This window comes from Candidatus Poribacteria bacterium, assembly GCA_026702755.1.
GTDB lineage: Bacteria > Poribacteria > WGA-4E > WGA-4E > WGA-3G > WGA-3G.
Genome location: JAPPBX010000014.1, coordinates 19,055 through 30,616 on the forward strand (window position 1 = coordinate 19,055; position 11,562 = coordinate 30,616).

The 11,562-nt window shown below is 47.8% G+C and carries 6 protein-coding genes; 2 read left to right on the plus strand and 4 right to left on the minus strand.

The genetic code is table 11. The annotated features are described in order from the left end of the window. Window positions 1-171 precede the first annotated feature (171 nt). Entirely contained in the window at window positions 172-2,244 is a 2,073-nt protein-coding gene (gene fusA, locus OXH39_02530) for an elongation factor G (protein MCY3549308.1), read from the minus strand. 206 nt (window positions 2,245-2,450) lie between these two features. Beyond that, complete coding sequence (locus OXH39_02535; GenBank protein ID MCY3549309.1) at window positions 2,451-3,419, minus strand: SMP-30/gluconolactonase/LRE family protein; 969 nt, start codon at window positions 3,417-3,419, stop codon at window positions 2,451-2,453. A 434-nt stretch (window positions 3,420-3,853) separates the two neighbouring features. Between OXH39_02535 and OXH39_02540 the strand changes: the two genes are divergently transcribed. Beyond that, complete coding sequence (locus OXH39_02540) at window positions 3,854-4,534, plus strand: DUF1080 domain-containing protein (protein MCY3549310.1); 681 nt, start codon at window positions 3,854-3,856, stop codon at window positions 4,532-4,534. A 223-nt stretch (window positions 4,535-4,757) separates the two neighbouring features. Then, window positions 4,758-5,513, plus strand: coding sequence for a LamG domain-containing protein (locus OXH39_02545; protein ID MCY3549311.1), 756 nt, complete (start codon window positions 4,758-4,760; stop codon window positions 5,511-5,513). Window positions 5,514-5,638: 125 nt separating this feature from the next. On the opposite strand, the gene pbpC is transcribed toward OXH39_02545, so the two are convergent. Together pbpC and OXH39_02555 are read right to left on the minus strand one after the other, a co-directional pair. After that, window positions 5,639-8,308: a penicillin-binding protein 1C gene (gene pbpC, locus OXH39_02550; protein MCY3549312.1), complete on the minus strand. Its 2,670-nt coding sequence runs from the start codon at window positions 8,306-8,308 to the stop codon at window positions 5,639-5,641. Further along, window positions 8,305-11,562: hypothetical protein (locus OXH39_02555; GenBank protein MCY3549313.1), on the minus strand; the 3,258-nt coding region annotated here is incomplete at its 5' end. The genes pbpC and OXH39_02555, both read right to left, overlap by 4 nt.

Here is an 11,562-nt window from a genome sequence, read left to right on the forward strand (position 1 = left end):
GGTGATAACCTTGCAGTCATGCGGAAGATGGAGCGGCATTTTACAGAGGCACAGATAACATAGCTGCATTGGTAGAGAATCAATGGTAAAAAGAAAGCGCGGCTAAAACGCGCCTACAAAAAGAGAAAAGGCGAGGTTTGAAACCTCGCCAGCAATAGATTTTGCTATAGTCTACTCTTCTTCTTCCTGTTTCGACTCAGCAATGACTTTCTGAGCAACGTCGTCAGGTGCAACCTCGTAATGCGAGAATTCCATCGTGAAGTTGCCGCGGGCACTCGTTATTGACTTGAGGTCGATCGAATACCGAAGCATCTCTGAGAGAGGAACGTTTGCCTGAATCACCTGCTTTTTCCCTATTTGCTCAACACCCATCACCTGTCCGCGTCGTCCATTCAGGTCGCCAATGATGTTTCCCATAAATTGTTCAGGCACCGTGATTGTAACGTTCATAATGGGTTCAAGCAAGCCTGGATCAGCCTGTTCTGCGGCAGCAGAGAACGCGAGGGAACCAGCAATCTGGAACGCCATATCCGAAGAATCGACGGGGTGGTATTTCCCATCATAGAGATCGATTTGGATATCGACGATTGGGAAACCAGCGAGTAAACCCCTGTCCATTCTCTCACGGATACCTTTTTCGACAGCGGGGATGTAGTTGCGCGGAATTGCGCCACCGACGATGTTATTGACAAACTCAAACCCTTCACCGCGTTGCAAGGGGGCGAGATTAATCCAGACATCTCCGAACTGTCCTCTTCCACCGGATTGGCGTTTGTGCCGTCCTTGGATGCTCCGGACGCTTCGACGAATCGTTTCTCGATATGGCACTTTCGGCGGTGAAACATCGGTTTCTACGCCAAATTTGTCTGACATCCGTTCCCGATTGACGGTGATGTGCAGATCCCCAAGTCCAGAAACGAGAAGTTGTTTCGTAACTTCGTTCCGTTCAATCCTAAACACGGGATCTTCTTCGGACATGCGTGTGAGCGATGTCATCAGCTTTTCATCGTCACCTTCGCGTGTCGGACTAATGGCATAAGAGATGACAGAATTCGGGAACTCAATGCCTGGGAGTTGAATAGGTGTGTCCCTATCACATAGCGTATCCCCTGTCTGGGTCGCGGCGAGTTTGGTGAGTGCGCCGATGTCTCCTGCTTCCACCTGTGGGGTGCTAATCGGATCCTTACCGTTCATGAACGCTGTTTTTCCGAGTCGTTCAATCTGTCCTCGCGTCGAGTTACTGACTTGCGAATCCCCTTCCAAGATACCAGAGTAAACGCGGAAGAAGCTCAACTGCCCCGAGAACGGGTCGGCAATCGTTTTGAATACGACGGCAGACATTGGTGCATCTGTTGAGGGTTCTCTGCTTTCCTCTTCATTTTCCGCTGCTGTAACTGCCCCTACATCGACTGGAGACGGGCATCCGGTTATCAGCATATCCATCAATTGTTGCACGCCGATATTATTTAGGGCAGCCCCGCAAAGCACGGGCGTAAACTGATTCTCAGAAATTCCGAGTTGCAATCCGTTTTCAATCTCTTCGTCGGACAGTTCGCCTTCAAAAAATTTTTCAATGAGTTCGTCATCGCTTTCTGCAGCGACTTCAACGAGTGCCTCACGGGTTTCTTCAGCTTGTGTCTCCAAGTCTGCTGGTATTTCGGCTTTCGCAGCGCGTTTGCTGCCGTCGGGTTGCAGATAAGCCGCCATCTGTATGACATCGACAACGCCGGAAAACTGATCTTCTTTACCGATCGGGAGTTGAATAGGGACAGCCCGTGTCTCTAAAATATCTTCAATGCTCGCGAGGGCGTTTTCAAAGCTGGCGTTCTCTTTATCCATTTTATTGATAAAGATGAGGCGTGGCAGTTCATATTTGTCTGCGATCTCCCACACTTTTTCGGTTCCACCTTCGACACCAGTTGTCGCATCAACGACGACAACAACAGCATCAACGACTCGGAGGACGCTGTGGAGGTCTCCGTAAAAATCTTCTGCGCCCGGGGTATCAATCAGATTTAGTTTGTGTCCTTCCCATTCTGCGATACAGACGGAACAGTTGAGGGTCGTTTTACGTTCTATCTCGTCAGCGGCATAGTCGGCTACAGAATTTCCGCTATCGACAGCCCCCATGCGCTCAATCGCACCACCGTTGTAAAGCATCGCTTCAGCGAGTGATGTCTTGCCTGCTCCTGAATGCGCTATAATTGCAATGTTCCTGATCTCATCGGTCCTGTATTGTTTCATACGTCCTAAAATTTCTCCTTTTTCTGTTAACCACACGGGATAGAGCGAACTATGCCATTTAAAGTTAAATCTTAACACCTTGAAACAAAAATGTCAAGAAAATATTTATGCTGCCTTCTGGAGTGGTATCTTCTTTTAATTATGCTGATGGGTGATGTCCGAATGGCAAAGTCCATCCACGGAATGGTCAGGCACATTTCCCGCTGCTATGGTGTGGTAGACAGCGCAATGCCAATAGTTAGTATACTGTCGGTGACAACATCTTCAACATTTGAACCATCGAGGTTGGCGCGCTGAACCTTATATTTATGTGGAATTGTCCAATATATTTTTCCACCCGAAATGTCTAAGGCAATACCGATTGGACTGTTCGCATAATATATTTTTAGACCTAAAATACCTAACGGAATATTTATCGCAGTACCGATAAGTTTACCGTATCTAACAAAGAGAGTCTTGAGATTTGAACCATCAAGATTCGCACACTGAATTTTACCACTGAACTCATCTGCCCAATAAATTTTACTTCCATCTAAATCCAGAGCGATACCGTTTGGGCCCAGCAAACCAGTGATGATGTCTTCAACCTCTGAACCATTGAGATTCGCACGTTGAATCTTACCGGCACCAAGGTCTGCCCAGTACATTTTTCCATTGGGAACGTCCAAGGTGATGCCACGTGGACTTTGCAAACCAGTGATGATGTCTTCAATCTCTGAACCATCAAGGTTGGCGCGTTGAATTTTATTCGTCGGAGCATTCCAGACGGTCCAGTACATCTTACTTCCATCAACATCCAGTGCAATACCTTCCTTGATTCCTTTACTGGACGGAACAAGTTCCTCAACGTTTGAGCCGTCCCAGTGAGCACGTTGAATTTTACAACCGCTCGTCCAGTACATCTGACCGCCGGAAATGTCTAATGCTATACCAATTGGAGAGCATACGTCAGTAAAGAGGTTTTCAATGTCTGAGCTATCGGAGCGAATGCGCCGAATTCTACCTGATCTGTTTGTCCAATAGATGAGGGCATCTTCAGTTTCGATTTCCTGCTCAACGGATGGTTCTTCGGATAATATGTCTTGGGACATTTTCCTGTCTTTCTCGTAACCCACGAAAAAAACGACACATCCAATTCCAATTAAAACGATAGCAAATATTGCTTTTTTTTTCATAATTCATTATTCTTTTGATAATCGCTATGCCCTAAGTTAGCACCGCAACAAAATACGGATCAAATCAAAACCGCATAAACGGACATAGAATCAATATATTTAATTCTATATGTTATGTGTTACTATGGTTTAATTGTAATTTGTTTCCATTTAGAAGTCAACTTGGTAGGGCATTTGACCAGAGCCATTCGGTTTTAAAAAAAGGGGGCGGGTTTATTTTTTTAGCGATTCAGCGTGGTTAGAAAACTGCACCTACGGGACCTGGTTATTCAAAATCGTTCCAAAGATTGAGAAGAAGGTTGACAGATTACGCCGTGTTGTGTAAAATAATTGGACTTTAGAGCAGTTGATAGATTTCCAAAATTTACTGTCAACTCGTAAGAAAACCGAGCGAAAAATTTCGTGTTTAGAACACCTAATAAGGAGAAAATCTCATGAAGCAGCTAAACATTCAATGCCTCTGTATATGTGTCTGTTTCGCGTTCATATTAGCGATACACCCAGCATCAGCGATTCGTTACGAGTTTGATAGCGACAAAGAGATTGCAGATTGGGAACTCGGACCCCAAGCAACAGCGAAAGTCAAAGACGGTATGCTTGAACTCACCGTTGCCGGTGGACAGAATTCGGGTATCTATTTTGGCGAGGATAACTGGACCGATTACCGAATGGAGGTCAAAGCACGGAAGGCCGCTGGTCCCTATTTCCATTTGTTTGTTCGGACCCAAGAACCGGCACAGGATTTCTATTTCATGGAGATCAGTTATAACTCGCATACGACTTCGGTTTTCATGTTTAGCGGTGGTGCCGCGAATGAAATTACCGGTGGTCCCCGCCCGAAACGTCCCGATTCAAAGGACACTAAAGGTGGCGATGCCTATACTATAGTCTTTGAAGTGGAAGGCGAAACCCTCAGGACCTACATTGATGGGAAATTGATGGTTGAAACTGAGGATAAGACCTACGATAAAGGTCGTCCCGGCTTGGGTGGCAGAGATTCGACCGTCCTCTACGAGTACATGGAAATTAACGGTGAGGGCATCCCACCGACAGCAGTTGAGCCTGCTGATAAATTAGCGACTTTATGGGGCGAATTGAAGAACCCGATAAATTAACAACGACTTGGGGAAAACTGAAATCCCCGAAATAGCAGTCAGCCATCAGCAGTGAGCTGTCAGAGAAGAGACGGTCAATGGTTACCAGAAATCTTCTTGGTCTCTGACTGCTGAAAGCCGATTGCTGATAGCCAGTAAAAAAATAGGAGGAAAGCGTGGAGGTATCGCACCTGATAAGATTACGAATGAACACATCTGAGCAATACTTTCACACGGAATAAAGATGAGACAGTTAGTATACTTTTTGATAGCTGCAGTGCTCTTGATGAGTTGTGTCTTCACTTATGCAGCCGATGCAGAGGATGATTTACTTATCTACTTACCTTTTGATGAAGGACAAGGTAACAAGGCGGAAGATGTTGGGCCTAATGGATTTGTTGGTGATATAAAGAACGCAAAATGGGTGGAAGGAATTGCCGGTCAAGCACTCCAATTCAAAAATGGAAGTGTCAACTTTGACCCACTCAAAATTGATCAACCCAAAGAAATGACGATTGAGTTTTGGTTTAAACCGGACGAGGAAATTGAAGGTGGTGGCAGGATTGATCTGCTCTATCGTTTGAATGGTGGCGGACGGCCCCACATTACGTTCAACCGTGGTGGCGTGTTATTCGGGTTCTACTTTGCGACGCAAGGTGTAGAAATACCAATACACACGAATTATGATGTGTTTAAGCCCGAATGGTACTACTTCGTTGGGTCGCAGAGCAAACAGATAGCGTGGATGTATATCAACGGAGAACTTGATGCTGAAGCGAAAGCTGGTGGAGATGCACGCATGGATTTCGGCACCCAAGGAATGTGCATCGCAGCGAGTCAGGGCAACGCCAACTTCTTCAACGGTGTGATTGACGAATTTAAGATGTGGAGTTTCGCGTTCACCGCTGAGGACGTTAAAGCCAGTATGGAAGAAACCCTCGCTGTGAATGCCGGTGGAAAATTAACGACGACATGGAGCAAACTCAAGTCTCAAAAATAGTTGTCAGAGGAATCGTTTTCAGGCATCAGTTGTCAGTTAACATCAGTTGTCAGTTAAGAGGGGTCTTGTGGCTGCCACAACATCTCTTGTGACTGAAAACTGGGAACCGGGAACTGATAACTATTCTACCGTATCATTGAGATGTGGAGTGGGCGGCTTGCTGAGCGTCCCTCCGCATCCACACACGTTAACACATGTTGCCCTTTAACAGGTGTGAACCAGTGTTCCTCTCCTGCCTTCCCTTTGAAAATTAACTCACCATCCAAAAACCAGAACAAATTCTGTGTCCGGTTGGTAGCCGAAGCCGACAGTCGAATTTTTTGATTTCCCAGTGGCACACCTGTCCGAATGTAATAGGTGGTGTCTTCTGCTGGAGATAAAATAATAGGGGCATTCCCTGCGATTGTACCGGTACACAAGGGGTTATGTTCCGGCAGAACCGGCACGGCAAATCCATTTTCTGCTAACCACGTCGCTGCCTCAGCGGGCCACTCTTCAAATATTTTTCGGTGCGCGTTGTCTGTCGAGAAATTTCGACAGTGGGAGCAGAGACTGTACCCTGTGGTTTCGTCAACATAGATGCGTTTGTGAATTGTACAGACCGCTACAGGTGAGATACCGGGGATATACACGTCGCTCTTGTGGGTGGGGCAGTGTGGCGAGACCGGCGCACCACTGAGCGCACAGACCTGCCGTGTTTTCAATAATTGCTCCGGCTTGGTGAACCATCGGTGTGTGTCCTGCCCTGTTAGTGCAGTAAAGAGCGCGAATAGAATCGGGGTTGCAGCGTCTGTCCCACTCAGCATTGGAGACCCTCTACCGTCGAAGTTACCGAGCCAAACGCCAATCGTTAATGTCGGTGAGTACCCGATACACCACGCATCTCGGTGTCCGTAAGAAGTACCAGTTTTCCATGCAATTTTCGGGAGGTTCATTGTGCTTTCAAAAACTTCTAAACTTTTAACTGCGTTCGCAGGTCGTTGTGAAGTTGTGAGCATCTCGGTTATAATGAAACTCGTTTCCGCTCGGAGTAAACGTTTTTTTGAATAGTTTTCAGTTTTCAGTTTTCGGTTATCAGTTAAAGAGGTATTTACTTTACCGAAAACCTCTTGGGACTGACTGCTGATAACTGGCGACTGACGACTATTTGTTGAATGTTTAATCTCCTCTTGTAACTGACCACTGATAACTGATGACTGATGACTCCTCCGCGTTAATTGATAAGGTTCAAATTCTCCCATATTTGCCAATCCTGCGTAGAGTGTTGTCAACTCAAGCAAATTCACTTCACATCCACCGAGAACCATAGACAACCCGTACTTTCTGTCGGGTGCGAACGTGGAAATGCCAGCCTGTTTGAGGAAGGCAGGCAGTGTGATGTTTTTCAGGAGCGCATTGAGGTTGACGGCGGGGACATTGAGAGAGCGTGCCAATGCCTGACGGGCGGTAACGTAGCCGTTATATTTGCCATCATAATTCACGGGTTCATATCCGGCGTAACTGATGGGGACATCGAATAACAGTGTTTCTGGTGTAATTAAACCCTGTTCCATTGCCAACGCATAGACAAAAGGTTTGAGCGCAGAACCGGGGGAGCGCGGCGCGAGCGTCCCATTTATCTGTCCTGACGCGCGCCGGTCGAAAAAATCGTGAGAACCCACCATTGCTAAAACCTCACGACTTCGCGTATCCATAACGACGATCGCACCTGTGCCAGCACTATGAGACCCCTGAAGGCTTGGTTTTCCTGCTGCATCCAGATATTCGCGAAGAATACGTACGGCAGTCTCCTGAACCTTTGTGTCTATTGTCGTATATATTCTACCGTCTGTTGTAGGTGCTGCATGTCTAACCAACATGCGTGAGAGGTGGGGTGCTTTAAATGGCAGTGGATAACGTGTTTTAGGGATCGGCTCCTGCGATGCCTCTTGCCACTGCTGTTTGGAGATCTGCCCACGTGCCAGGAGACGGTTCAGCACTTTTTCGCGCGCCTTTCTCGCATTTTCTGGAAATCTATCCGGTCGCAAACGTTCTGGTGCATTCGGGATAGCGGCGAGGAGTGCGGCTTCGCCGAGGCTAAGCGCGTGTTGAGGTTTATTGAAGTAAAAACGAGATGCTGCCGCTGTCCCAACGATATTCCCACCGTAGGGGAGCATGTTGAAGTAGAGGTTTAAAATCTCAGATTTAGAATAGGTATGTTCAAGTTGGAGGGCGCGGAACGCCTCAATGAGTTTGTTTGGAATATTTCGGGCTTTGGGTTCCATCAGTCGCGCGAGCTGCATGGTAATGGTTGAACCGCCGCGCACCACCTCACCTGCTTTGAGATTGTCATAGAGGGCGGTTGCAATGGACACTGGGTTGATACCGTAGTGGTAGTAAAACCATCTATCTTCCGATGTTAGTATGGCTTGGTGTAATAACAGGGAATGGCTCTCGAATCTCGACTCTCGGAAGCCTTCAGAAGAACGGTTGATAGCTATTTCACTGACTGCTGATGGAAACCGATGGCTGACGGCTATTCGCCACATACCATCCTCGGCTAAAAATGCTCGAAGCCACTGTCCGTTTCTGTCCAACACAATCCGAGAGGGTGGTGGATGCAGACGTGCTTTCGGCAGCGGGAAATACCAGTTTGCAAGCATGAAGAGGGTGATGAGGAGGAGTGCCGGTAGCAGCCAAAATAGTCTTTTGAATGGAAGGATGGAGAGGGGGAAGGATGGATCGTCCCACAATCTTCCAGTCTTCCAATCTTCCAATCTTCCAATCCCCAGGTCTTCCATTCTGATTTTTTTCATTGTTCTGCGACCACTTCAATCCGCATGCTACCTTTTACTGCAGATTTTGTTGGATCGTACATCGCTTCAGCGACAATAGGAGGTAGCGTGAATTCACCCTGCGTAACTGCGCGTAGCGCGTAATAGAACTTGCGTTCACGTTGCCGTGGGAACGTACCGAAGAAAATAAGCCGGTCATCGCGAATATCAAGATAGTCCGGTTTGAAGTCTTGTGATTTCAACCACGGAATGCCCGCACGCGACTCCAGCCGCGGGTTTTCAATCTCAAAGCCTGTGGGCAACATATCTACGATAACGACGTTTTCAAGGTTGGCGGTTAATGCTTTGACGGTTATCTCCGCAACGATTAAATCGCCGTGCACAAATGTGCCGGTAAGTCCTTCACCATCTTTGTTGAAATAGCGGCGACTCACCTGTAACTCGCGCTCATATTCCTCAATAAAGGAGTCGCGTTGGATACCGAAGGCACTCCAGTAATAGTAGCAGCTGCCTTCGCCTTCGACGGAGAGCTGGATGCGCGTTCCGTCCCATGCTTCATCCGTGTAGCGCGTTTCCGTTGCATCAAAATTCGCGAAGTGTTCGCCGTTAAGTTTCAGGGTGCCGGTGTAATTTCGGTCCATCTGCTTCTTCAAAATCTTGCCCAATGCGAGGAAAGCAAAAGCGTTCTCCTGTGTTGTTGCCCAGCGATTACCTTCCGATGCCGCCTCGCTCAAGTTCTTAACAAGCATCGGAACTGATGGATGGTTTGCGTTGACTTCAGCAAGCACATCCAGCATAATGGCTTGCGCTCGAATAGGCGAGTCAAACGTTCCACCCGTTTCCCGTTGTTCTGTTCCTTTACCATTCCCATTAACAGGCAGTGATACCGACACCGGAAGCATTGACAAGGCGGTTTCCAGTTCGCCACTGAGAGCAAACGCCCCTGCGAGTTGGAAATGGCTGTAATCACTGAGTCCGCTTAAACCCCTATTTTTCAGATAGTGCATCGTCCCTTGATCGGGTTGACCGGCGGCAGCTAAGACATAAGCTGCGTAGGTTGCAAGCGAAATCTCTCGCCTTATCTTTTTTCCTTCATTTTCGTTTTCCATGTTTGGTGAGAATTTCGCTTGTGCTCTCAAACCTTCCAGCATTGCCTCATAAACTCGATCCGCGACCTCGTAACCTGCTTTCCGTGCTTCTACGAGGAAGTGGGACGCGTAGATACTGCTCCATGGATTGACGTAAGTACCACCGGGCCAGTAGCTAAAACGATTGTTTGACTTCAGCATACTTTCGATTTTTATGATACCTGACGTGATGTAGTAGTCTACTGAATTTTCTGCTGCCAGCATCGGTTCGACACTTCGCGCTAAGTCGCTGAAGTAGAGGAGTGGGAAGACCTTGCTCGTTGTCTGTTCCAAGCATCCGTAGGGGTAGCGGACAAGGTAGCGGAGGCTGTCCGTAAACTTGATACTTGGGAACGGTGATAGCGTCAGGCTGAACTCTGACGAATCTGGTATCAAATTCGCAGGTAAAATGAAATCTACAGGTTCACCGGCGCGCACGACTCCTTGCCCTGTTTTTGTAACGGGTGGAGCGACAGAACGCAGTGGGATTTTTACCTCCAATTGTGTCGTCTCGGTATTACCCTGCGCCGAGAGATTAAAATCGGCTTCCCCTATGGCATCGTGAACCAAAATATCAAAAAAGACCTGTGCTTCTACGCCCGCCTCAACGCTCTTATCTATACTGAGAGAGTTTTCAGTTCTCAGTTGTTGGTTGTCAGTTAAAGGGTTTCTTGTGGCTGTCACAGAACCCTCTTTAACTGAAGACTGAGGATTGAGGACTGAGGACTCTGAACTTGTTGAAAGGAGTTGCACATCGCCTGCCGCTTGCAATTGTACATTGAATTCTCCGTCCTCACCTGTGCCATTGAAAAGGGTGACGGGTACACGAATCTTATCACCGCCTGCGAGAAATCGAGGGAATGTTGGAGTTAAGACAATAGGTTCGCGGACGGTCAAATAGGCTTCCGATGCCCCGTAATCTCCACCGGTGAATGCAACTGCCATTAGCCGCAGTGTTCCGTTGAACTGCGGAATTTTGAATTGGACAGTGCCGCGTCCGTTTCCATCGGTTCTCACAAAGCCTGACCAGAGCGAAACCGGCTTCACCCGTCGAATACTACCAGTATTCAGTCGTTTCTGCCGTCCTGCCTGACGCATCGCTCCATCTCCACCTGTGCTTGAATTATCGGTAACAGCTGCGATTTCAGGTAGAATCCCACTATACAGGTCAAACGAGCGTGTCTTAAGCCCGCGTTGTCGATAGAAGTAGTCGTGTGGATTAGGCGTTCTGAAGTCTGTTAGCGTGAGAATCCCTTCATCAACAGCAGCGATACAGACATCGTATTTTTGCCAAGAGCGTCTACCGTGGACTTCAAACGCTATGGTCACCTCGCTGTTTGGTCGGACTGTTACCTCGTTATTTTCAGACTCGGAGACTTGTAAACTGCTATCCGCAGATGCAGCGTCTCCTTTCGGATTGAAGAGCGAAATCTTCTTTTTCCTACCGGTATCATCTGTCTGTTCAAGCGACATTTCTACAGAGAGCCGTCTCCGCGTTTCATCTATTTTCAATGGAATTATGCCAAACGCACGCGCAGGAAGAGGCGACTGTTCACCACTCGCAGCCGCTTCCGTTGGGATGGAACGGGTCAGCGTCGCGGAAAGATACACATTCGGTCTATAGGCATATCGGACCGGAATAGATAGAGTGGCGGTATTGTTTTTCATGACTACTGTCCGGTGACTTAGCACCTTTTCACGCTCGACAGTAAGCAGAAGTGTACCCGGAAAGGGCGCCTTAATCGACAGTTTCGCTGTTTGCTCCGGACGGTAGGCAGGTTTATCCAGCGTTAGGTCTAACCGAGTAGGATGCTCCATAGAGACAGGAGTACGCCCCCATCCGCTGACATAAAACTTTAATTCTGCTGTCGCTGTTGAGGCGATGTCTTCGATACGAACACGGTATTCGCCATAGTCTGAGGGTGTTAACGTCACCGTTTGTGCCTCCTCCGCTGAAGTTAACATCTGTGTTTCTACTTCTGTCATCTGCGGTTCAGAGACGTACCTGTAACGTCCTGCAGTGTTCTGCCGGAGTATCGTGTTCCAGTGGACTTTGTGTAGGCTGAGTTTCAGGGTTCGTCCGGGCGCGGCTGCCATTGCATCGTTGATAGCAACGTAGTCGAAATGAAGCGGTTTGTTAATTTTTAT